The 22294-nt window shown below is 67.5% G+C and carries 22 protein-coding genes; 6 read left to right on the plus strand and 16 right to left on the minus strand.

Annotation, left to right across the window (positions count from 1 at the left end; translation table 11 throughout):
- Position 1 precedes the first annotated feature (1 nt).
- The 11 genes from ACFVWG_RS22480 to ACFVWG_RS22530 all read right to left on the minus strand — a co-directional run bounded on the left by ACFVWG_RS22480 (position 2) and on the right by ACFVWG_RS22530 (position 11558).
- Positions 2-2371 (minus strand): RelA/SpoT family protein, encoded by a 2370-nt coding sequence (locus ACFVWG_RS22480; protein WP_391545309.1) that lies wholly within the window; start codon positions 2369-2371, stop codon positions 2-4.
- 151 nt (positions 2372-2522) lie between these two features.
- Positions 2523-3065, minus strand: coding sequence for an adenine phosphoribosyltransferase (locus tag ACFVWG_RS22485; RefSeq protein WP_391545310.1), 543 nt, complete (start codon positions 3063-3065; stop codon positions 2523-2525).
- Entirely contained in the window at positions 3065-4234 is a 1170-nt protein-coding gene (gene secF, locus ACFVWG_RS22490; protein WP_391545311.1) for a protein translocase subunit SecF, read from the minus strand. The genes ACFVWG_RS22485 and secF overlap by 1 nt, the downstream gene beginning before the upstream one ends.
- Entirely contained in the window at positions 4234-5964 is a 1731-nt protein-coding gene (gene secD, locus ACFVWG_RS22495; protein WP_391545312.1) for a protein translocase subunit SecD, read from the minus strand. The genes secF and secD overlap by 1 nt, the downstream gene beginning before the upstream one ends.
- Before the next feature lie 80 nt (positions 5965-6044).
- Positions 6045-6509: a preprotein translocase subunit YajC gene (yajC, locus tag ACFVWG_RS22500; protein ID WP_391545313.1), complete on the minus strand. Its 465-nt coding sequence runs from the start codon at positions 6507-6509 to the stop codon at positions 6045-6047.
- A 204-nt stretch (positions 6510-6713) separates the two neighbouring features.
- Positions 6714-7763, minus strand: a complete 1050-nt coding sequence (gene ruvB, locus ACFVWG_RS22505) for a Holliday junction branch migration DNA helicase RuvB (RefSeq protein WP_391545314.1) — start codon at positions 7761-7763, stop codon at positions 6714-6716.
- 3 nt (positions 7764-7766) lie between these two features.
- Entirely contained in the window at positions 7767-8369 is a 603-nt protein-coding gene (gene ruvA, locus ACFVWG_RS22510) for a Holliday junction branch migration protein RuvA (protein ID WP_391545315.1), read from the minus strand.
- A 25-nt stretch (positions 8370-8394) separates the two neighbouring features.
- Positions 8395-8991, minus strand: a complete 597-nt coding sequence (gene ruvC, locus ACFVWG_RS22515) for a crossover junction endodeoxyribonuclease RuvC (protein WP_391545316.1) — start codon at positions 8989-8991, stop codon at positions 8395-8397.
- 86 nt (positions 8992-9077) lie between these two features.
- Positions 9078-10241 carry an enhanced intracellular survival protein Eis gene (gene eis / locus ACFVWG_RS22520; protein ID WP_391545317.1) on the minus strand — a complete coding sequence of 388 codons (1164 nt, stop codon included), beginning with the start codon at positions 10239-10241 and terminating at the stop codon, positions 9078-9080.
- Positions 10242-10266: 25 nt separating this feature from the next.
- Complete coding sequence (locus ACFVWG_RS22525; protein ID WP_391545318.1) at positions 10267-11070, minus strand: CPBP family intramembrane glutamic endopeptidase; 804 nt, start codon at positions 11068-11070, stop codon at positions 10267-10269.
- A 26-nt stretch (positions 11071-11096) separates the two neighbouring features.
- Positions 11097-11558, minus strand: coding sequence for a hotdog fold domain-containing protein (locus tag ACFVWG_RS22530; RefSeq protein ID WP_391545319.1), 462 nt, complete (start codon positions 11556-11558; stop codon positions 11097-11099).
- Positions 11559-11686: 128 nt separating this feature from the next.
- On the opposite strand from ACFVWG_RS22530, the gene ACFVWG_RS22535 reads away from it, so the two are divergent.
- Positions 11687-12457 (plus strand): RNA ligase family protein, encoded by a 771-nt coding sequence (locus ACFVWG_RS22535; RefSeq protein WP_391545406.1) that lies wholly within the window; start codon positions 11687-11689, stop codon positions 12455-12457.
- 17 nt (positions 12458-12474) lie between these two features.
- On the opposite strand, the gene ACFVWG_RS22540 is transcribed toward ACFVWG_RS22535, so the two are convergent.
- The 4 genes from ACFVWG_RS22540 to ACFVWG_RS22555 all read right to left on the minus strand — a co-directional run bounded on the left by ACFVWG_RS22540 (position 12475) and on the right by ACFVWG_RS22555 (position 16558).
- The gene (locus tag ACFVWG_RS22540; RefSeq protein WP_391545320.1) at positions 12475-13056 is read right to left on the minus strand and encodes a macro domain-containing protein; all 582 of its coding nucleotides are present in this window, start codon (positions 13054-13056) and stop codon (positions 12475-12477) included.
- The gene (locus ACFVWG_RS22545) at positions 13034-14062 is read right to left on the minus strand and encodes a LacI family DNA-binding transcriptional regulator (protein ID WP_391545321.1); all 1029 of its coding nucleotides are present in this window, start codon (positions 14060-14062) and stop codon (positions 13034-13036) included. Before ACFVWG_RS22545 ends, ACFVWG_RS22540 begins: the two co-directional genes overlap by 23 nt.
- A complete protein-coding gene (locus ACFVWG_RS22550; RefSeq protein ID WP_391545322.1) occupies positions 14062-15867 on the minus strand; it encodes an arabinofuranosidase catalytic domain-containing protein in 1806 nt (601 codons plus the stop codon). The genes ACFVWG_RS22545 and ACFVWG_RS22550 overlap by 1 nt, the downstream gene beginning before the upstream one ends.
- A gap of 103 nt (positions 15868-15970) precedes the next feature.
- Positions 15971-16558, minus strand: coding sequence for a chitinase (locus ACFVWG_RS22555; protein ID WP_391545323.1), 588 nt, complete (start codon positions 16556-16558; stop codon positions 15971-15973).
- On the opposite strand from ACFVWG_RS22555, the gene ACFVWG_RS22560 reads away from it, so the two are divergent.
- A complete protein-coding gene (locus ACFVWG_RS22560; protein WP_391545324.1) occupies positions 16525-17784 on the plus strand; it encodes a tyrosine-type recombinase/integrase in 1260 nt (419 codons plus the stop codon). The two genes, ACFVWG_RS22555 and ACFVWG_RS22560, sit on opposite strands and share 34 nt — an antisense overlap.
- A gap of 376 nt (positions 17785-18160) precedes the next feature.
- Here ACFVWG_RS22560 and ACFVWG_RS22565 read toward each other — a convergent pair whose 3' ends face one another.
- Entirely contained in the window at positions 18161-18742 is a 582-nt protein-coding gene (locus tag ACFVWG_RS22565; RefSeq protein ID WP_391545325.1) for a TetR/AcrR family transcriptional regulator, read from the minus strand.
- Between the two features lie 94 nt (positions 18743-18836).
- Here ACFVWG_RS22565 and ACFVWG_RS22570 point away from each other — a divergent pair, with 94 nt between their 5' ends.
- Genes ACFVWG_RS22570 through ACFVWG_RS22585 form a run of 4 tightly spaced genes read left to right on the plus strand, consistent with a single transcriptional unit; the run spans position 18837 to position 22211 of the window.
- Entirely contained in the window at positions 18837-19286 is a 450-nt protein-coding gene (locus ACFVWG_RS22570) for a nitroreductase/quinone reductase family protein (RefSeq protein ID WP_391545326.1), read from the plus strand.
- Positions 19283-20023, plus strand: coding sequence for an SDR family NAD(P)-dependent oxidoreductase (locus tag ACFVWG_RS22575; protein WP_391545327.1), 741 nt, complete (start codon positions 19283-19285; stop codon positions 20021-20023). Before ACFVWG_RS22570 ends, ACFVWG_RS22575 begins: the two co-directional genes overlap by 4 nt.
- Positions 20024-20064: 41 nt before the next feature.
- Positions 20065-21144 (plus strand): FAD-dependent oxidoreductase, encoded by a 1080-nt coding sequence (locus tag ACFVWG_RS22580; protein ID WP_391545328.1) that lies wholly within the window; start codon positions 20065-20067, stop codon positions 21142-21144.
- Positions 21141-22211 (plus strand): FAD-dependent oxidoreductase, encoded by a 1071-nt coding sequence (locus ACFVWG_RS22585; RefSeq protein ID WP_391545329.1) that lies wholly within the window; start codon positions 21141-21143, stop codon positions 22209-22211. Before ACFVWG_RS22580 ends, ACFVWG_RS22585 begins: the two co-directional genes overlap by 4 nt.
- The last annotated feature ends 83 nt before the right edge of the window (positions 22212-22294 follow it).

Below are 22294 nucleotides of genomic sequence, written 5' to 3' on the forward strand. Positions count from 1 at the left end.
GCTACTGCGTCACGCGGTACACGTCGAAGACGCCCTCGACCGACCGCACGGCCTTCAGCACGTGGCCGAGGTGGGTCGGGTCGCCCATCTCGAAGGTGAAGCGGGACTTCGCGATCCGGTCCCGCGTCGTGGTGAGCGCCGCGGACAGGATGTTGACGTGGTAGTCCGACAGCACCCGGGTGATGTCCGAGAGCAGCCGGGCCCGGTCGAGCGCCTCGACCTGGATGGCGACCAGGAACAGCGACTGTGCCGTCGGGGCCCACTCGACCTCGACGATCCGCTCCGGCTGGGTCGACAGGTTCTCGACGTTCGCGCAGTCGGACCGGTGCACCGAGACCCCCGCGCCTCGGGTGATCCACCCGATGATCTCGTCACCGGGAACCGGCGTACAGCACCGGGCCAGCTTGGAGAGCACGTCGGTCGCGCCCTTGACGATGACACCGGCGTCGCCGCGCGCAGTCCGCTTGCGCCGCTCGCGAGACTGCGGCAGCCGCAGGCCCTCGGCCAAGTCCTCGGCCGCGCCCTCCTCACCGCCATACGTCTCGATCAGACGCCGTACGACGGCCTGTGCGCTCACGTGGCTCTCGCCGACCGCGGCGTACAGACCGGTGACGTCCGGGTACCGCAGCGAGTTGGCGACCGCCGTCAGCGTCTCGTGTGACAGCAGGCGCTGCAGCGGCAGGCCCTCCTTGCGGAGCTGCTTGGCGATCGCGTCCTTGCCGTGCTCGATGGACTCGTCGCGGCGCTCCTTGGAGAACCAGTGCTTGATCTTGTTCCGCGCCCGTGGGCTCTTGACGAAGGCGAGCCAGTCCCTGGAGGGGCCGGCGCCTTGGGCCTTCGAGGTGAAGACCTCGACGACGTCACCGTTCTCCAGGGTGCTCTCCAGGGGCACCAGGCGACCGTTGACGCGGGCCCCGATACAGCGGTGCCCGACCTCGGTGTGGATCGCGTACGCGAAGTCGACCGGGGACGAGCCCGTCGGCAGCGACATCACGTCACCGCGCGGGGTGAAGACGTAGACCTCGGAGTTGTTGATCTCGAACCGCAGCGAGTCCAGGAACTCCGACGGGTCGGAGGTCTCGCGCTGCCAGTCGACCAACTGCCGGACCCAGGGCATGTCGTTCGGCGCGCCGATCTCGGTGGTCGGCGGCGCACCCACCTCGGGGGACGGCGCGTTCGGGTCTTCCTTGTACTTCCAGTGCGCGGCGATGCCGTACTCCGCGCGGCGGTGCATCGAGAAGGACCGGATCTGCAGCTCCACCGGCTTGCCCTGCGGGCCGATCACGGTGGTGTGCAGCGACTGGTACATGTTGAACTTCGGCATCGCGATGTAGTCCTTGAACCGGCCGGGGACCGGGTTCCAGCGCGAGTGCATGATGCCGAGTGCCGCGTAACAGTCGCGGACGGACTCGACGAGCACGCGAATCCCGACCAGGTCGTAGATGTCGCCGAACTCGCGGCCGCGGACGATCATCTTCTGGTAGATCGAGTAGTAGTGCTTGGGCCGGCCGGTGACGGTCGCCTTCACCTTGGCCGCCCGCAGGTCCTCGTGGACCTGGTCGATGACCGTGGCCAGGTACTCGTCCCGGGACGGAGCTCGCTCGGCCACCAGCCGGACGATCTCGTCGTACACCTTCGGGTGCAGGGTCGAGAACGACAGGTCCTCGAGCTCCCACTTGATCGTGTTCATACCGAGCCGGTGCGCCAGCGGGGCGTAGATCTCCAGCGTCTCGCGGGCGATCCGCTCCTGCTTCTCCTGGCGCAGGAAGCCCAGGGTGCGCATGTTGTGCAGCCGGTCGGCGAGCTTGATCACCAGCACCCGGATGTCCTTGGCCATCGCGACGACCATCTTGCGGATCGTCTCGGCCTGCGCGGACTCGCCGTACTTGACCTTGTCCAGCTTGGTCACACCGTCGACCAGCATGGCGATCTCTTCGCCGAAGTCCTTGGTCAGCTCGGCCACCGTGTACGGCGTGTCCTCGACCGTGTCGTGCAGCAGCGCGGCACAGAGCGTGGGAGCCGTCATACCGAGCTCGGCCAGGATGGTGGCGACGGCGAGCGGGTGCGTGATGTAGGCGTCACCGCTCTTGCGCGTCTGACCGGTGTGGTACCTCTCCGCGGTCCGGTAGGCGCGCTCGATCATCGCCAGGTCGGCCTTGGGGTGCGTCGCGCGCACCACGCGGAACAGCGGCTCGAGCATCGGCGCCCGGTTCGGGTGCCGGGTCCCGCCGAGGCGGGCCAGCCGGGCTCGCACCCGGGCGGGCGCGATCCGCGGCGGCTGGGCGGCAGGCGGTGACACGGGAACCGGGCGCACCGGTGCCGGGGCGCGCGAAGGCTCCTGCGGTACTACGTTCGGTACCGCTGACGTCATCGCCGGGTCTTCGCCCACGTTGTGTCCCTCCGCCGACAGACCACCAGTCTAGGGGTCACCGGCCAACGGCAGAGAAACACCCTGTGGACAACACGCCGGGTCATTGACCCGTCACAGAGAGTTTGTCCGAATTCAGACAGATACAGCTCTGTCAGACCGATAGGAGCGAAGTGACGCGCTCGGCAGCCAGCCGCTCCCGCCAGGGCAGGAACGACAGTTCGAGCAGAACCGCCGTACCGACGACCTCCGCACCACAGCGGCGGATCAGCCGCAGGCAGGCCTCGAGGGTCCCGCCAGTGGCCAGTACGTCGTCGATCACGAGTACCCGGTCACCCGGGCTGAACGCGTCCTGGTGCACCTCGATGGTCGCCTCGCCGTACTCCAGCGCGTACGACTCCTCGTACGTCGCCGCCGGCAGCTTGCCCTTCTTCCGGACCGGGACGAACCCGGCGCCGAGGGCGAGCGCGACCGGGGCGGCGAGGATGAACCCGCGCGCCTCGATCCCGACCACCTTGTCGACCACCGGGTTGCCGTCGTCGTCCTGCCCCGCGACCGCCAGCGCCTGGACCACCTGGCCGAAGCCGTCGTGGTCGGCCAGCAGCGGGGTGATGTCCTTGAACACCACCCCCGCTTGCGGGTAGTCCGGGATGTCGCGGATGCCGTCGGCCAGAACCTGCTCCAACGTCCGCGACATCACTTACCGCGCTTCGACCGGGGCTTGCGGCTCGGCTGCGGGCGTCCGGCCCCACCGGCGTTCATCGGCCGCGCGGCCGGGGCCGGCACCGAGCCGGTCGCCCGCGGGGTGTCCTGAACCACCGACGCACCTGACGCGGCCGGCACGAGGTCGCCGTCGGCGGTCTTGGTCTTGGCCGGTACGCCGGTCTGGGACTTCTTCGCCTGCACGCGCCGGTTCAGCGCCTGCATGCCCGGCTCGCGCTCCTTGAAGAGCGCCAGCAGGGCCGGAGCGATGAAGATCGACGAGTACGCACCGACGGCGATACCGACGAACAGCGCCAGCGAGAGGTCCTTCAGCGGGCCGCTGCCGAGCACCCAGGTGCCGACGACGAGGATCGACCCGACCGGCAGCAGCGCGATCAACGTGGTGTTGATCGACCGCACGATGGTCTGGTTGACCGCCAGGTTGGTGGCGTCGGAGTAGGTGAGCCGGTTGGAGCCGGTGATGCCGCGGGTGTTCTCGCGGATCTTGTCGAAGACCACGACGGTGTCGTACAGCGAGTACCCGAGGATCGTCAGTACGCCGATCACCGTGGCCGGTGTGACGTCGAACCCGATCAGTGCGTAGAGCCCGACCGTGATCAGTACGTCGTGGCCCAGCGCGATGATCGCCGCCAGCGACGCCTTGGGTTCTCGGAAGTATCCCCAGATCACCAGGAAGACCAGCGCGATAAACACCGCGAGCGCGATGATCGCCTTGTTCGCGATCTGCTCACCCCACGAGGCACCGATCTGCTGCGAGGTGACCTGGTCGGCCGGGATCCCGGCCGTCTTCGCGATCGCCGAGCGGACCGTCGCGACCTGGTCCTGGGTCAGCGGCTTGGTCTGTACCCGGACCCGCGCGTTGTTGATCGTGGTGACGACCGGGTCGCCGATCTCGGCGATGTTGGTCGCCTTCACCGCGTCACCGAACTTCTGCACGGTGTCGCCGGTGATCTGCGTCTTGGCTTCGTACTCGACGCCACCGCGGAACTCGATACCGAGCTCCAGGCCGCGGGCGAACAGGCCACCCAGCGAGATCACCACCAGGGCGATCGAGACGGCGAACCAGATCTTGCGGTGCCCGATGAAGTTGTACGAGACATCACCGCGGTGCAGCTTGTTCCCGAGTTGTCCGAGCTTCGACATCAGACCTCCCCTCCGATCGGCTTGCGCGTGGACGGCGTCTTGCGGGCGGGCTTGGTCGCCGGACCGGCACTGTGGCCGGGCAGCCGCTCCACACCGAGGTGTTCAGGATCCAGACCGGACAGCTTGTGCCCGTGCCCGAAGAAGTTCGTGCGGGCCAGCAGGGTGACCATCGGCTTGGTGAAGATGAACACCACGACCAGGTCGATCAGGGTGGTGAGGCCGAGCGTGAACGCGAAGCCGCGGACGCTGCCGACGGCCAGGATGTAGAGCACCAGCGCGGCGAGCAGCGAGATCGAGTCGGCCGCGATGATCGTGTGCTTGGCGCGTGCCCAGCCGGTCTCCACGGACGACCGCAGACTGCGGCCCTCGCGCACTTCGTCGCGTAGTCGTTCGAAGTAGATGACGAACGAGTCCGCGGTGATACCGATGGCCACGATCAGACCCGCGATCCCGGACAGGGTCAGGGTGAACCCGATCGCCTTGCCGAGCAGGATGACCAGCGTGCCGGTGAGCACCGAGGCGATCCCCAGCGACGCGACCACGACCAGCCCCAGACCGCGGTAGTACAGGAACGAGAAGATCACGACCAGGGCGAGACCGGCCAGACCGGCGTAGATCCCGGCCGAGAGCTGGTTGCCGCCGAGCTGCGCCGAGACCGTCTCGACCGACGAGGTGTCGAACGCGACCGGCAGGGCGCCGAACTTGAGGACGTTGGCCAGGTCGCGAGCCTCGGTCTCGGTGAAGGTACCGGTGATCTGCGCCGAGCCACCCGGGATCGGCTGCGAGACGGTCGGCGTCGAGATCGTGGTCCCGTCCAGGACGATCGCGAACAGGTTCGCGCCCTCGCCCCGCTGGGAGATGTTCGTCGTCGCCTTGAGGAACTTGGTGCCGCCCTCGCCGGTGAAGTTCAGGTTGACCTGCCACTGGAAGCCACCCTGCGGGATGCCTGCCGAGGCGTCCGACAGGTCGGTGCCCTTCAGGATCGCCGGGCCGAGCAGGTACTTGTAGACCTTGCCCTTGTCGCAGGAGAACTGCGGCTTGAGCGGGTCGTCCTCCTGCTTGTCGCCACACTTGTACTTCGCGAACGCCGCCTGGACGGTCGGATCCGGGGTGTAGGTCAGCGGGTCACCGGTGTTCGCCGGCGGCGCACTCGGAGTACCGGTGGGCTTCGGGGTCGGCGTCGGCGTGGCCTGGCCGGCCTTGCCGAGCACGCTGCTCCAGGCCCGGCCGTTCGGCTTCGCGGTCGGCGTGCCGGTGGGCTTGATCGACGTCTTCGGGGTCGGCGTCGTGGACGGCTTGCCCGACGGCTTCCCGCTCGGGGTCGGCGTCGTCGACGGCTGCGGCGCGGGGTTCGCGGCCTGCGCGTCGTAGACGATCCGGAAGTACAGCAAGGCGGTCTGGCCGACCTGGGCCACCAGGCTGTCCTGCGTCGCGCCGGGCACGGCCACGGTGATGTGGTTGCCCGAGGTGACGATGTCGGCCTCAGCGACACCGGCGCCGTTCACGCGCTGCGAGATGATGTTCTTCGCCTCGTTGATCTGGTCGGCCGTCACCGGGCCGCCGCCCTCCAGATTCCTGGCGGTCAGCGTGATGGTGGTGCCACCGCGGAGGTCCAGACCGAGCTTGGGCTTCCAGGTCTTGGTGAGCGCCATGATCCCGAACAGCAGGACCACGATGACTCCCAGGGCAATCAGGAGCCGACCGGGGCGGGATGTCGTCGTCGTTGCCACGTCAGATTCAACCTTTGTGCTTCCGGGCGCGCCGCACGGTCTGGTGGACCATGGGCGCGCCGCAGGCCGTCAGTGGGAGGTCAGTTCTCGGTGTGCGTCGGCGGCAGCTTCGGCGCGTCCTGCACCTTGCTGTCGGCCTTCTCACGGCCCGCGTCCGGTACGTCGACCGGGTCCTTCGCGGGCTCCTCGACGGCGTCGGCCGGGGCCTCGGCCGCGTCGGTCGCCACGACGGTCTCGTCGGCGGTCGCGTCCTCTTCCGGGATGACCCGGCCGATGGCGGCCTTGACCACCTGGATCAGCACCCCGTCGGAGATCTCCAGCGTCACGTACTCGTCGTCGGTCTCCTCGACGATGCCGACCATGCCGCTGGTGGTGATCACCTTCGTCCCCGGGGACAGCGCGGCGACGGTCTGTGCCTGCCGTTCGCGCTGCTTACGCTGCGTGCGGCTCATGAACCAGATCATTCCGACAATCAGGATCAGCGGGATCAGCAGCGTGATGCCGCCACCCCCGGAGCCGGCCATCGGTGCGGCAAGGAGTTGCATCGGGTCTCAGAATCCTTCGTGAATCGGGAGTACGGGCTTCCGGCACGCTCTGCTCAAGCGCGCAGGTCGCAGCGGAATGACCTCAGGTCAGGCCAACGGGGAGTCTAACCCTGAGCGTCAACAAGTGCGTCATGACACCTGGTCACGTTTGCGTTACTCGCCCGTCCAGGCCAGCCATTCGTCCTGCGTCAAAAGGTACGGCGGCTACTCGTCGTCGAAGAGTGTGTCCGCGAAAGTTGCACCTTTTGGCACCTTGAGCCCAATATGCCGCCACGCCGCCGGTGTCGCGACCCGGCCGCGTGGCGTCCGGGCGAGATAACCGGAGCGGACCAGGAACGGCTCGGCCACCTCCTCGACCGTCTCGCGCTCCTCACCGACCGCGACGGCCAGCGTGGACAACCCGACCGGACCGCCGCCGAAGCGCCGGCACAAGGCGTCCAGCACCGAGCGGTCCAGCCGGTCCAGGCCCATCTTGTCGACCTCGTAGAGCTCGAGGGCGGACTTGGACAGCGCCAGCGTGATGATCCCGTCGGCCCGGACCTCGGCGAAGTCGCGCACCCGGCGCAGCAGCCGGTTCGCGATCCGGGGTGTGCCGCGGGAGCGGGACGCGATCTCGGCCGCCGCCTCCGGGGTGATGTCGACCTCGAGCAGGTCGGCCGACCGGTTGACGATCTTCTCCAGCTCGGAGGCGTCGTAGAACTCCAGGTGCCCGGTGAATCCGAACCGGTCCCGCAGCGGCCCCGGCAGCAGCCCGGCCCGGGTGGTCGCCCCGACCAGCGTGAACGGCGGGATCTCCAACGGGATCGCGGTCGCGCCGGGCCCCTTGCCGACGATCACGTCGACCCGGAAGTCCTCCATCGCCATGTAGAGCAGCTCTTCGGCGGGCCGCGACATCCGGTGGATCTCGTCGAGGAAGAGGACTTCGCCCTCGTTGAGCCCGGACAGGATCGCGGCCAGGTCGCCGGCGTGCTGGATCGCCGGTCCGCTGGTCACCCGCAGCGGCGCCGACATCTCGCTGGCGATGATCATCGCCAGCGTCGTCTTGCCCAGTCCTGGCGGCCCGGACAGCAGCACGTGGTCAGGCGTCCGGTTCCGGCCGCGGGCCGCGTGCAGCACCAGCTCGAGCTGCTCGCTCACCCGGCGCTGCCCGCCGAACTCGGCCAGGGTGCGCGGCCGCAGCGCCGACTCGATCTTGCGCTCCTCGAGATCCACCACGTCGGCGGAGACGAGCGGGCGGACGTTGTTCTCTTCCATCCCTTATGCCTTGGACAGCGCGCGCAGCGCGGCGCGGAGCAGGTCGGGGACCGACGGGTTCGGGCTGTCGGCGGCCAGCGGCGACACGGCGGTGACCGCGTCCTCGGCATCGCGCGGCGACCAGCCGAGACCGACCAGACCGGCGTGCACCTGCGCCCGCCAGGCCTCCTGCGCCTGCAGCGGCCGTCCGGTCACCGCCCTGGTCGGCAGACCGATCTTGTCCTTGAGCTCCAGCACGATCCGCTGCGCGCCCTTCTTCCCGATGCCCGGAACCTTCACCAGTACGGCGAGATCCTCGGTGGCGACGGCATGCCGCAACTGATCGGGTTCCAGTACGGCGAGCGCGGCCTGGGCCAGCTTCGGACCGACGCCGGTGGCTGTCAGCAACAGCTCGAAGAGGCTCTTCGCGTCGTCGTCGGCGAAGCCGTACAGCGTGAGCGAGTCTTCCCGCACGATCATCGAGGTCGCGATCCGGGCCTCCTGGCCGGGCCGCAACCCGGCCAGTGTGCCGGGGTCGCACTGGATCTGCAGGCCCACTCCCCCGACCTCGATCACGGCACTGTCCACTCCGATGGCCGCCACCGGGCCACGCACGAACGCGATCACCGCGCACCTCCACTACTCATGGCACTCATCGCTTGCCTTCTTGCGCCGCAACGGCGGCTCGCAGCCGGGCCACCTGCAGGCGGGACTGTGCCTTCGCCGCGGCCTCCAGGTGCGACCGGGAACCGGCCGCCTGCTGCAACTTGCTGGTCACGCCACCACGCCAGATGTGACAGATCGCCAGCGCCAGCGCATCGGCGGCGTCGGCGGGTGTCGGCCGCTCGGGCAGCTGCAGGATCCGGGTGACCATCGTGGTCACCTGCTCCTTGCCGGCCCGCCCGGACCCGGTGACCGCGGCCTTGACCTCACTCGGGGTGTGCAGCGCGACCGGCAGCCCGTTGCGCGCCGCGACCACCATCGCCACCCCGGAGGCCTGGGCCGTGCCCATCACCGTCCGCACGTTGTGCTGCGCGAAGACCCGCTCCACCGCGACCGCGTCCGGCCGATGCTCGGTGATCCACTCGATCAGCTCGGCCTCGATCCGCACCAGGCGTTGCGAGACGTCGAGCTCCGGCGGCGTCCGGATCACGCCGACGGCGACCATCGTGGGCGGTCTGCCCGGCGTGCCCTCGACGACGCCGAGACCGCACCGGGTCAACCCAGGGTCGACGCCGAGCACCCGCATGGACTACCTCCGAACGTTTGTTCGACAACCCTAACGGCCGCTCCGGACAGCCGGGAAATCGACGCGCCGCCCGCTCAGACACCCTCTTAGAAGTCGTCGACCATGTACGACGTCGTCCCGCCGAAGGCGTGATCGAGCGCGCCGTCCGCAACCACCGGGCCGCCGGTCGCCAAACCGCTCGCGCGGAGCGTGGCCATCGGCGTACCGGCGTAGAGAGCGGCTAGTCCGCGTGCGCCCAGTCGCAGTGCTTGGTCGTCCGGTTCGGCGGCCGTCAGCTCGCCGGCGCCATCGTCAACCGACAGCCGCCAGTCCCCCGCGTTCGCGGGCAGGTCGGCGTCTTCGAGCCGCAGTGCAACATCCAGTACGGCGCCTGCCGGGTACCCGCGCTGTGCAATCGCTGCCGGCGCATCGATCAGCCGGAGCATCCAGCGGTTGACCTGCGCATCCAGCTCTGCGTGGTGCTCGGCCAGCAGGTGAATGGGGTCGGTCGGCGGCACGACGGCGTACACGGTCCTTGCGATGGACGCGCCCGAACCCACTGTCGCCCACAGCGCCCGAGTGGTCTCCTCGGATCCGGAAACCAGTTCGCTGACCTCTAGGCCGCCGTCGCTCCAGTTGTAGACGACGAAGCCGTCCTCGGCGACGTACGCGAAGTTGTCGTCGTCGCCGAGCCAGTCCTCAACATCGCTGACCGGCCAGATCAGCGGTCCGTTGGTGCGCTGCGTCTCGTGCATCTTGGAGGCCAGGTCGATGAAGAGCTGTGCATCCTCCTTGCCGGCCTTGCGCACTGCGACGCCCTTGCCGCCCAGCACGCGCAGATCTGCCGCAGGGAAGGCGAAGCGGTACTTGGCGCCGGCGAACTCGTAGCCGAGGTGCCGGTACAGCACAGTCGTCGCCGGGAACAGCGCCGACAGCAGATAGCCCCTCTGGGCACACCGCTGCAGCACACTGCGCATCAACAGGCTGCCGACCCCACGGCCGCGGTACTCCGGTGCGACCACTACGCCGGCCACACCGCCCAGCGGCATCCGGCGGCCGCTCCACCACTGCTGAAGCGGCCAGATGCGAGCAGCCGCGACCAGCTGGTCCCCGTCGACGACGCCCAGGTACCGGCCGTCGCGCAGGAACTCCAGTGCGGTCTTCCGCCACTCGTCCTTGTCTCCACCAGGACCGAACGACCGCTGTCGTACCGACCAGACCGACTCCAACTGCTCCTCGACAACGTCCACCACCCGCAGCGCATCCGTCACACGCCAGACCCTACGACGCCGTACCTCACGCCAGCGACAGGAATACCGGCACCGCGTTGACTGCTCCGTGCACGGTGATCAGCGGCCACATGCGGCGGTACCGGCTCCAGAGGTAGCCGAGGAAGAGGCCTTGCACTCCCTGGTTCACCAGAACGGAGGCGAGGTCGATGCCGAGCTCACCCCGGCCCTGCAGGGCCACATGCCAGACCGCCCACGCGATCGACGAGATCAGGATGGCGGGCCACGGCCCGAGCAGTTGCTCCCAGCGCGTCTGCAACCAGCGCCGGTAGAAGATCTCCTCGAGCACGCTGTTGATCAGGAACCCGCCAACGAGGGCCAACGCCACCTGGACGCCAGACAGTTCCGGTCGATCCGCAACAGGCGCGGCCAGCGGACCGACGTAGCTCAGCAGCAGGAAGGCCGCCACTGGAAGGGCAGGAGCCCAGCGGACCGTCGCCGGCCAGGTCTTGGTCGGCTTTCCGCCCAGCCAGCGGAAGACTGCCAGCGGAACGAGCAGAAGCAGCAGGAGCTTCAGTACTTCGAACATGCCGAGCCCTAGCAGGTTCAGCAGCACAGCAAACGCAACTGCCAGCCCAGTGAGGATCCACGCCTGCCGCTGATCGGGAGCGCCATCACTACCCCGCTCGACCCGCCACGGCAGGACTCGGGTCAGCAGCAGTCCGGCGGCCACAGGTATCCACCGCGCCCACATCGGCTGCGTGCTGTCGCTGTCCGAGGTGTAGCGGACGTCGGTGTTCCCAGTGACCACCAGCACCACCGCAGCGCCCACCAGCACTGCGAGCCCACCGACCAGCACCCATCGCCGCATTACCCGCATGCTGCCAGCCCGAGGGTCTACTTGCGGTCAGTCACCCACAGGTGGATGGTGCCTTCGACCACGACCGTCCCGTCGTCCCGCGTCGCCTTCACACGGACCGGTACGTCGGGTCCGGTCGTCCAGTCGTCCGGGTCGGTCTCAGCCGAACAGGTCAGGTCAGACGTGGACTTGGCCAGGTAGGCGACCTCCATGCCCTTGGGCAGCCAGCGCTTCCCAGCTGGGATGGTCGCCTCGGCCAGCGCTCCCATCGCCGCCTCCAGCCCGTTGCACACCGCGATCGCATGCACGGTGCCGATGTGGTTCTGCACTGCCCGCCGCTTGGGCAGCACCAGCGACGCATAGTTCGGCCCGACCTGCACGAACCGCGGCCGGATCGACCGGAAGTACGGCGCCTTCCACGTAAAGGCCCGCGAGAACACCCGGTCCCCGCCCGGAACCGCCTTCAGCCGGCCCCACATCTCCACCACCTGAGTCGCCATACCGCTGATGTTACCCACGGGTAAGCGATCTTGTCTGCCCCGAAACCTCGTTGCTGCCGCCCAACCGCCTGCCCTAGGGTCACGTCGCCGGGACAGCCCCGGCGCCGTACCAGAAGGTGGTGACCGAGATGCTCGACCTGCGCAACTGCGACCTGGACAACCTGAACTCCGTGACGAAGTACCCCTCGATCCCCACCTACCACTCGCTGGACCCACGCAACGGAGGACTGCTCGACGAGCGTGTCCCGTTCGCCGGTCCGGTGATCGGTACCGAGAAGGTCGACGGCACCAACGCCCGCATCATCACCCTGCCGGACGGTTCCTATCTGCTCGGCAGCCGCGAGGAGCTGCTCTACGCGAAGGGCGACCTGATCGGCAACCCGGCCCTGGGCATCGTCGCCGAGCTCCGCTCTGTCGCAGACGCCCTGCCGGTCCCGGCGGCTGACCGCATCGAGGTGCGCTTCCTGGAGGTCTACGGCGGCAAGGTCACCGGTGCCAGCAAGAACTACACCGGCGAGAAGCGCGTCGGCCACCGCCTCTTCGATGCCATCCACCTCACCGACTACGAGGCCCTGCTCGCCCAGCCGCGCGCAACCCTGTCGGACTGGCGCGAGTCCGGCAACCAGCCCTTCCTCAGTGAGGAAGAGCTCCAGAAGCTGGCCACCGCCGACGGCCTGGACCTCACGCCCCGCCTCTTCACCCTGGACGCGGCCGACCTCCCCAACACCCTCACCGAAACCCAAGCCTTCCTCACCACCCACCTCCCCCACACCCTCAGCGGCCTCGACGACACTGCTACGGGCGCCCCCGAAGGCATCGTCCTCCGCACCCCCACCCGCACGACCATCGCCAAAGCCCGCTTCGCCGACTACACCCGAACCCTCCGCCGCAAGCGCTAACAGACTGCTCCGTCGGCTCACTGCCGGCGGAGCAGCCCTTCGCGGTACGAGATGCTCGTAGTAGGCGGCAGACCCCACAGGGTGTAGGCAGCGGCCATCAGCTGAGCGGCCCGCTCGGGATGCACTCGCCCATAGCCAGTGCCGAACCCTGGCGCGGCAATGCGGCCGACCGCGTCGCCAATGCGCCGTACGGCCAGAAGAGCTGCCCAGAAGGCGTCGTGCACCGCCAGGTCGAGTCCACCGGCTAGCGGCATCGGCACGCGCATTGTTGGTGCGTAGATCAGCCACCGGCATGGCTCGTCACCAGTAGGGACAACGCTCGCCGAGCCCACTGGCAGATAGCCATGGTGCTCGTCGGCGACTGCTGCCCAGACTGCGCGCTGCAGACCAGCCCAGTGCTCGGCTAGAGCGCGGTCGACGCCGCCGTCCATCTGACCGTAGCTGTTGCCAGCAGTCAGTACGGCGTCCACCTCGCCGAGCGCATCGAGCAGCGAGCCCTGCCGCACCTCAACCGTGCCCTCGTCGATCGCCTCAGCGAAGGCCTCACGCCAGGCGGCGACCAGTTCGGCGTCCAGGTCAACGAGCAGCAGGCGAGGCACGGCGTGATGCTACGTCGTCACAGCCGCAGGAGTGGCGGTAGGTGTAGGTGACGGGGAGGTGGGTTTGGGTTGGTGGGATCTGTTGGCCGTTGATGAGGGTGAAGAGGGTTTCGGTGGCTACGCGGGCCATCTCTTCGGCGGGGACTGTGACGGTGCTGATGGTTGGGGTGGTGAGGCGGGAGAGGCCGAAGTCGTCGAAGCCTACGAGGCGGATCTGGTCCGGTACGGCGATGCCGCGCGCTTGCAACACGCGGAGGGCGCCTACTGCCATGTCGTCGTTGGCGAAGACGATGCCGTCGACTGATGGTGGTAGGTGGTCGACTGCGGCGGCGCCGGAGGGTTCACTCAGATCGCCTTCCACCATTGACGATTCGATGCCTGATGCGTGGACGGCTTGCAGGAAACCTTGCTGGCGGTCGATGCCGGCCTGGTGGTCGAGGGTGCCGGTGACGTGCAGGAGGTGCTGACAGCCGTGTACGTCGATCAGGTGCCGGGTGATCGTCTCGCTCGCGGTGACGTCGTCGATGCCGACGCTGATCGCACCAGAGCTGTTTCCGATCAGTACGGCGGGTAGTCCGGAGGCGATCAACGCCGCCATGTTCGGGTCGTCAACGGCCGCGCTGGTGACGATCACCCCGTCTGCGGACTGTGACTGCAGCACGCGTTCGTACGCCGTACCGGTGGGGCCGTCGCTCGTGGAGACGATCACTTGGGAGCCATAGCGGCCGGCGACCTTCGCCAGGCCGGTGAGGACGTGCATGAAGTAGAGGTGGCCGAAGGTGTGGTCTGAGGTGTTCGGGACGATCAGAGCGACCGCACCGGCTTGTTGGCGGCGTAGGGCGCGGCCGGCCGAGCTGGGGACGTAGCCCAGCTCGGCTGCCGCTTGCTCGACCTTTGCGCGGGTGGCGGCGCTGATTCTGGTGTTGCCGGACAGGGCCATCGACACCGTGGCCGGCGTGACGCCGACCAGGTGTGCCACCGCGGCGATGGTGACCCGTTTGCTCATCAGTTCAGCTGGAACTTGTCTGTCGCGACCTGACCGCAGCTCAGAAGCTGCAATGCGGTGCCGTTGGCTGTCCCAGCACCCACAGCGCTCATGCACTTCCCGGACTGCGAGTTGCGCATCGTGCCGTCGGCTTGCGGGACCCACTGCTGGCCGCCACTACCCGTGCAGTCGTTGAGCAAGAGCCGCGTCCCATCCGCCGTACCGTTTGCTGTCAGACAACGTCCTAGCGTGCGGATGGTGTGGTCCGCAACGTTGTAGCGCCAGTGCTGGTCCTTCGCCAGCGGTCCGGCGCCTTTCAACGTCTGGCAGCTCCACAACTGAACCACGGCGTTGTTGCCACCCTCATCACGCCCAGACACGTCCACACAGCTACCACGGTGGTGGATAAGCACCGGTACGACGAACTGTTGCAGGGCCCCCGCCGTACAGTCCGCCAGCCCCAGAGCCGAGCCGTCACTCGTACCAGCGGCCGTCAGACAGCGACCCGACGCGGGATTGCGCACCGTCCCGTCGGCTTGCGGGTACCACTGCTGGTTCCCACCAGACGAGCAGTCGGCCAGCTTGATCGCCGTACCGTCAGCCGCCAGGCAGCGACCGAGCGTCCGCAGCGTGCCGCCGTAGTAGTCCGACGAAACCCAGTGCATGTCAGCTGCCATCGGCCGGCACTCCCACAGGTCAACAGGCGCGCCACTGACCCCGATGTCGTTGCCATAGACATCAATGCACTTCCCGCCAGGAGCACTGATGAGCTCACCAGGCCCACCCCCGGTACTGGTGCCGTCGTAGTGCTGAGCAACGACATTGGCCTGTACGGCGTTGTCGGTGGCGCTGGAGCTGTAACCCGACGTCATCGCGCCCTCGAAGAAGGTCCCGGTCGCCCGGTTGCTGTTGTCACCACCGACACCGAGGACGATCGACCCCTCTTGCTGCATCGGCGCGTAGCCGTCCGGCAACGCGCCTTCGTACCAGGTGTTCAGCGCGCCCGTCTGCGAGTTGCCGCCCTTGAGCGAGTACGTGTTCTGCCCGTTGTTCCGCAGTACGGCGGTGACGAACTTGCTCGGGTTACCCCGGTTCGGCGCCCACATCCCAGTGCCGCCCTGGAAGACACCGTCCTCGAGATCAGCCTCCACCCACGGCCCCGGATCAGCCGAGTTGGTCGCGTTCAGATACGAGATGTTCAGCGTGTCCATATGGCCCCGACCGGTGTCCTTGACCTCGGTCTCGACATTGCCGAAGTCGGAGCAGCACTCGTCACTCGCGTTGGTCCCGCTGGCCACCTCATACATGGACTCCGGCTGCCCAGCACGCGCCGTACCGGTAGTGACCGTACTCGCGCGCCGGTAGCCAACCACCGGCGGCATGTAGAGCCCGTACGCCTTATGCCCAGCCACTGTGATCGGCAGGGCGGCCGCATCAGCCGGGTTGTTCTGTGGACCGCCAGCACCAGGCCCTGCGATCGTCAGGTCGTTGTGGCGGCTCGTGTGGTCGTAGATCACCAGCACCTTGCAGGTGGTACCAGCACAGAACGCATCCTGTACGGCGGCGTTCGCGTACCCACCAGCCGTGTCGAGCCCGATGTCTTGGGTGGCGTTGTCAGAGGTCCGCTGCACCTTGTAGAGCGGTCCGTTGTACGACGCGAACAGCGCACGCGTCGTACTGAACGCTGCGACGCACGGGGTGCCGCCACGCGCGTAGATGTCGCACGGAGCCTCGGTCTGACCAGCTACCGCGGACTGGGGAGTGAGGACGGTCGCCACGAGGAGTCCAGCGGCGGCCACATGCAGAAGCCTGGGGCGGAATGACATCACACAACCTCTCTGCAGGAGTGAATGCTTAATCGATTAAACATCCCTCCGAAGAGGTTGGGAACGTCTGGGGACAGTCCGTCCCCAGGCGCTTCCGCTGGCGTCAGCAGTACAGGTTGTCGCCCGGCGAGACACCGAGCAGGCCGGTGAACCGCTGGTAGGCGTCGACGCGGGCCTGGACCTGGCCCGGGTTGCCGCCGTTGCACTCGATCGAACCGTTGATGGTGCGGATCGTCTGGCCGAAGCCCTGGTTGTTGACGATCGCGTTGTGGGCGGTCATGGTGCCGGCGCCGGTCTGGGTGTTCCAGAACCAGAGCGAGGCCTTCCAGGAGACGGCCGGGTCCTGCTCGACGAGCCAGGGGTTGGTGAGCAGCGGCAGGCCGAGTGCATCTCCGGCCGCCTTGTAGTTGAAGTTGTGGCTCAGCTGGAGCGGACCGCGCCCGTAGTACGCCGACTGACCGGCCGGGCAGCCGTACGGCAGTTCCGGGTGGCAGTAGTTCGGGTAGTTCGCCTCGTTGATTTCCTTGATGTAGACCAGCCCACCGGTCTCGTGATTGACATTGGCCAGGAACGCGGCGGCTTCGCGCTTCTTGGTCGTGTCGTCAAAGGCGAACCGAATGTGCTGTCCGCAAAGCGAAGCTGCATCGCAAGTCCCGTATGGACCAGCGCACCCGCGACCAGCTGCCGGCACTGCCGTCCCTGGTCGACGCGCTGAACCAGTACCGCCAGCGCTGTGAAGAACTGCTTCAAGCAGCCCGGACCACAGCACCGGGTCAGCCGTTCACCTGCCATGGCGAACCCTGGCCCCGTCCGCACATGCCCTACAACCACACGTCCAAGATCTACGCCACTGACGGCACCGGCCGGCGCCACGACCTGAGTACACGCGAAGAGCGTGCTTTCTGGGCCTGGGCGCTGGTCGAGGTCCTGCGGCACAGCGGGGCCAGGATCGAGGAAACGCTCGAGCTCACCCACCACGCCTTCGTGCAATACACGCTGCCCACGACCGGCGAGATCGTCCCACTGCTGCAGATCGTGCCGTCGAAGACCGACACTGAGCGGCTCATCCTGGTCTCTCCAGAACTCGGTGAGGCGCTTGCCACTGTCATTCGCCGCATCCGCACCGACGGCGCGGTGGTGCCGCTCGTCAGCGCCAGGGATATCCACGAGAAGACCTGGTCCGCGCCGATGCCCTTCCTGTTCCAGCGGCAGTACGCCTCCGAACGCCGGGTGATCAGCCCAGCCTGTGCGCGGGACCTGATCAAGAAGGTCGCGGAGGAAGCCGGATTCGCCGCCTCCGCCGGAGGCGAGGCCGTCACCTTCACCCCTCACGACTTCCGGCGGATGTTCGTCACTGACCTGGTCATGAACGGTCTCCCGCCCCACATCGCCCAGGTCATCTGCGGTCACCAGGACATCAACACGACGATGGGCTACAAGACCGTCTACCCGCAGGAAGCGATCAGCAACTTCCGAGGATTCCTCGCTCGGCGACGATCGACCCGGCCAGGTGCCGAATGCCGCACCCCTACTCCCGAGGAATGGGACGAGTTCCTCGGCCACTTCGAGAGGCGGAAGGTCTCCCCGGGATCGTGCGCGCGCGCCTTCGGCACTCCCTGCATCCATGAACACGCCTGCGTCCGCTGCTCGATGCTCCGGCCTGACCCTGCCCAGCGCCCCCGCATGACCGAGATCCGAGACAACTTGATCTCACGGATCGAGGAAGCCGAACGCGAGGGATGGCTCGGCGAAGTGGACGGACTGAAGATCAGCCTCGCCGGAGCCGAGGACAAGCTTCAGGAAATGAAACGGCTGGAACAACGCTTCCCGACCATCCACCTCGGCATGCCTGACTTCAGCCGCGTCACCGCCATCACCCCTGCCCAGACCGGAACGGAGCTACCACGTTGCGAATAGTTCAGAGGAGAAACCCATCCCACTTCAACTCATAGTGGGATCCTCCCGGCATGCTGTGCCGGCCAGGCAACTGCTCCACTGCCTTGGCGAGCTCGAGCTGAACCGGCCCCGCGAGTTCGGGCGACAAGTTGCCCTAGCCACAGTCTCCACCCGGCACCGACTGACGGCAGTCTGAAGATGGCCGGCGCGGAAGTGCTGGCAGAACTCGCGGCGTTGATCGCCGCCGGCGAACTCACCGTCGAGATCAGTGCCAGATATCCCCTCGAAGAAGTTTGACAAGCGTACGCGAGCTGGCACGAGGTCATACCAGGGGCAAGATCGTCCTTCGGCTGCGCTGCCCCGCCCGGCTTTGAGGCCAGGTCGTGTTGCCTCAGGCTTATTCCGAGAGGAGTAAGCGGAGTTCGGCCACGAGTGTGGCGGTCGGCGAGGTGTTGGTTTTGAGTACGGTCTGGGAGATGAACGTGCCCATACCCAGTGCGATCAGTGCCCACGCGCCGTCGGAGCTGATCTGCCGGCCGGGATGCAGCCGGCCGAGCAGGATCAGCAGTGCGTCGTGGAGTTCGATCGCGTCGTGACGTTGCGAGTCCTGGATCTGCGGGACTCGCATGGACTCGGCCCAGAACTGGACGAGCAGTGAGGTTGCGTCCTCGCTGTCGAGGGCCGTGGTCATCGCGGAGTGGATGAGATCGATGATCTCAGGCACCTGGAGTGGAGGCTCGGCGTCTGTTGCGTCGCCCAGGGCGGCCAGCACGGGCCGCATCGCAGAGCCCAGTAGCTCGTCGATGATTGCTTGCTTGCCCGAGAAGTACTTGTACACCGCACCGGAGGAGAAGCCGGACTCGGCGAAGATGTCCGGCATCGAGGTGGCGTGAAACCCCTTGCGGGCAAAGCATATCGCCGCGGCGTCGAGGATCTCCCGACGACGGCGGTCGCGGTACTCCTGGGTGATGCGAGGCATGTCGCAGTGTAGGCCGAGCGCTTGTTTGACGGTCCGAGGAGCCCGCGCTATTCTCAAAAGAGAATGATCTTTCTCTTTTGAGGAGTGTGGCGTGATGGCAGACCGGCTGGACTTCAAGACCTTGAATCCGCACGTGATCGAGCAGTTCCGCAGCGGTCGTGAGATCGAGGGCGTGCCGGGTGTGAGCCGGGAGAACCACATCCTGCTGACCACCGTCGGCCGCAAGAGCGGCAGTCCCCAGACGATTCCCCTGCGGGTGTTCCACGCGCAGGGCGACCGGCTGGTCGTGGTGGCCGGGAATGGCGGCGCGGCACCGAATCCGGGCTGGTACCTCAATCTGACGGCCGAGCCACGGGTCACGATCCAGGACACGAAGGAGACCTACGACGCGGTCGCGACGGAGATCACCGGTGACGAACGGAACGAACTCTGGCGGTTGTTCAAGGAGGAGAATCCGGGGCTGACCGAGTATCTGGCCGGCGCGGCCGGACGGGTCATCCCCGTGATCGCCCTCACCAGGAGCACCACCAAGGCGACGACGTGAGCTCCCGGGTCGTGCTGATCACCGGAGGCGGGACCGGCATCGGCCGAGCCGCGGCGGAACTGTTCGCCGAGCGGGGCTGGCAGGTGATGATCAGTGGGCGGCGTGAAGCACCGCTTGCGGAAGTGAGCGGCTCGAACCCGAACATCGGCTATCGCGTCGCCGACGTGTCCGCGGCAGGCGCGGCCGAAACGTTGGTGGCGCACACCATCGACAGCTACGGACGCCTCGACGCACTGGTCAACAACGCGGGAGGATTCACCGCCGCGACCTTGGACACCGTCGACGAGGATCAGCTGGTCCGGTTGTTCCGGATCAACGTGTTCGCCCCGGCGCAGTTGCTGCGGGCCGCCCTGCCCCATCTCAAGGTCACCGGTGGATCCGTCGTCAACGTCACCAGCGCCGTCGCGCAGCGGCCACAGGCTCCTGCTTCGGCCTACTACGGCGCTTCCAAGTCCGCGCTGGACCACCTCACCCGATCGTGGGCGGCGGAGCTGGCCGGCGTCGGGGTCCGGGTCAACGCCGTGGCGCCCGGTCCGACCGACACGCCCATCCAGAACCTCGGCGGATCACCGGAGGAGACCACTCGGCACAAGCAGATGCAGGCCGAACACCTGCCGCTGCGGCGGCTGGGTGAGCCCGGCGAGGTCGCCCGCTGGATCCATCTACTCGCCGACCCCGCCTCCGGCTGGGTCACCGGACAAGTCCTCGCGGTCGACGGCGGCATGACCGTCGCCTGACCTGAAGCACCAGCACTGATCCTCGACGACAAGAGGTGGACATGAGCACACGCATTCTCATCGTCGGCGCCGGCCTGACCGGGCTGGCACTGGCTTCCGGACTGCGCCACCGCGGCGTGGACCCGGTCGTGGTGGAACAGGCACCGATCATCACCGAGGCGGGCTGGGCAATCGGGCTCAGTCCGCGGCACAACGCCGCTCTGGACCGGCTCGGCCTCACCGACCGCGGCCACTGGCCGGGCTACCAGGCCGACAAGTACCTGATGTTCGACGCCCGGACCGGACTGATCGACAAGATCATCGACGACGTCCCGCTCATGTTCAACCGGTCCGACCTGCAACTTGCCTTGCTGGACAGCGTTTCCGACCTCGTGCGGACCGGGGTCCGCCCCAGCGCGATGACCGATCTCGGTGACGTCGTCGACGTCGAGTTCGATGACGGCACCCGCGACACCTTCGACGCCGTCATCGGCGCCGACGGCATCAACTCCTGGACCCGCCGCCACGTCCTCGGCGGACCGGACGCCACCTACACCGGAACTTCGGTGGTGCGATTCCAGGCACCCAACCCGGATCCGGCCTTCACCGTGACCGCGCTGGCCGCCGGCGGGCAGGACGCGACCTTGGCCTACTTCCTCATGGACGGGGGCAAGAAGATCCACGGAGTCGTGTTCCTGCACGGCGAACCGGGCAACCGCCGCGAGCTGAGCCCGACCCAGCTCGCCGACCTCTTTCCAGCCATCAGCGGCCCGCTGACCGCTGTGACCGAGGTGATGCGCGGCAACCCGGAGAGCTACTTCACCGACATCAACCAGGCTGTGGCCGACACCTGGACCCGCAACCGGGTGGCGCTCGCCGGTGACGCCGCCCACGCGATGTCCCCCGTACTGGGCCAAGGAGCCGGAGCCGGGTTCGAAGATGCCGCGATGCTGGCTGAGTTGCTCACCACGCCACGACTGTCCGTCCCGCTCGCACTGGCCAGCTACGAAAAGCTCCGTAAACCCGAAGCCCAGTCACTGCAGCGACTCTCCCACGCGACCAGTCAGGCGATGAGCAGCTCGACGCTGCCGAGCGACATCTTCGACCAGGCCGCCGACCGTCCTGGCGGTGTCCAGGCATGAGCAACCGGATTCTCATCGTGGGCGGCGGTCTCACCGGACTGGCGCTCGCAGCCGGGCTACGCCACCGAGGCCTGGACCCGGTGGTGGTCGAGCAGGCACCCGCCATCACCGAGGCAGGCTGGGGCATCGGGCTCAGCGATCCCCACATCACAGCACTCGACCGGCTCGGCATCACCGACCGAGAGAACTGGGCACGATTCCGGCCGGACCGGCACCTGATGTTCGACGGCGGCACCGGGCTGCTCGACAGCATCCGCTACGAAACCGCGATGCTGTTCTCCCGCACGGATCTGCAGCAGTCGTTGTACGAACCCATCGCCGACCTCGTCCGCACCGGCGTCCGGCCCACCGCGCTGACCGACCTCGGTGACACCGTCGACGTCGAGTTCGACGACGGTATGCAGGAGAGCTTCGACGCGGTCATCGGCGCCGACGGCATCAACTCCTGGACCCGCCGCCACGTCCTCGGCGGACCGGACGCCACCTACACCGGGGTCGCCATCGTGCGGTTCCACCTGCCCAACACCGACCCCACACTCAAGACCACCGCGCTTTCCCTCGACACCAACGGCGTACTCGGCTACTTCCTGATGGACGGCGGCCGCAAGTACCACGGAATCGTGATGCTCCCCGGCGAAGAGGACAACCGGCGCGAATTGTGCGCCGCCGAGCTGGCATCCTTGTTCCCTCAAGTGACCGGCCCGCTCGCCGGCTTCAAGAACCTCATGCGCACCAACCCGGTGAGCTACTACACCAACATCTACCAGGCCGTGGTCGACGAGTGGACACGGAACCGGATCGCGCTCATGGGCGACGCCGCACACGCCATGAGCCCGATCCTTGCCCAAGGCACCGGAGTGGGCCTGCAGGACGCCGCACTACTGGCCGAGCTGCTCACGACCCCGGATCTCCCGGTACCGATTGCCCTGGCCAGCTACGAAAGGCTGCGCAAACCCGCGGCCCAGGCCATGCAGCGCAAGTCCTACGAGGCCGGACTCAGGATCGGACGCAAGTCCGCCCCGACCGAACTCTTCCCGGAGTTCGTCACGCACGACAGACCCGCCTGACGACGACCTGTTGGGGACATCGACCTCCCTGGAAGAGCAGTTCGCCGCCGACTAACGAAAGGTCTCAGCGAAAAGAGGCTGCA

This window comes from Kribbella sp. NPDC058245 (assembly GCF_042882005.1).
In the GTDB taxonomy this organism is placed as follows: domain Bacteria; phylum Actinomycetota; class Actinomycetes; order Propionibacteriales; family Kribbellaceae; genus Kribbella.